General features: G+C 77.5%; 1 protein-coding gene. It reads left to right on the top strand.

Annotated elements, in window-relative coordinates:
• Positions 1-238: 238 nt before the first annotated feature.
• Positions 239-460, top strand: a complete 222-nt coding sequence (locus tag MTQ10_RS30970; RefSeq protein WP_247474146.1) for a hypothetical protein — start codon at positions 239-241, stop codon at positions 458-460.
• Positions 461-510: the final 50 nt, after the last annotated feature.

Raw genomic sequence — 510 nt, forward strand, 5'->3', positions numbered from 1 at the left:
GTACCGGCCCCGGCCCCCGCCGCCCCGGCTGCGGCTGCGACTCCCGCCACGGCGACGGAGGGGCTGACGGCCACCATCGCCTCGCCCGCCGCGACCGCCGCGTCGGGCCCCGTCGCGGCGGCGACCGCCGAGCCCGCCTCTCCCCCGGCGGCGGTCTGACCGCCCGTCCGGCATCACCGGCACCACCGGTTCCCTCGGCTCCCCCGGCTCCCCCGGCTCTCCTCAAGGAAGCAGCAGCATGAACATCGACTGGGCGGCCCTCGGCTCCGTCTTCGGCGTCAGCCTCGTGGTCACCGTGGCCCTCGTGACCCTGTTCACCCTCGGCATCATGGGCCTGTCCCGCCGCGAGCGGGCCGCCTCCGAGGGCGGTTCCGCCACCCTCGCGGTCACCGGCGCGTACCTGTGCTTCGCGGCCTGCGCCGCCGCCGTGGCCTACGGCATCCACCTGATCGTGGCCTGACCGGCGCGCCCTCCCCCGCGCCTCCGGCTCCCCCTTCCGACCTCCCGCTC

The sequence above is a fragment of the Streptomyces sp. XM83C genome (assembly GCF_023072675.1).
GTDB lineage: Bacteria > Actinomycetota > Actinomycetes > Streptomycetales > Streptomycetaceae > Streptomyces > Streptomyces thermocoprophilus.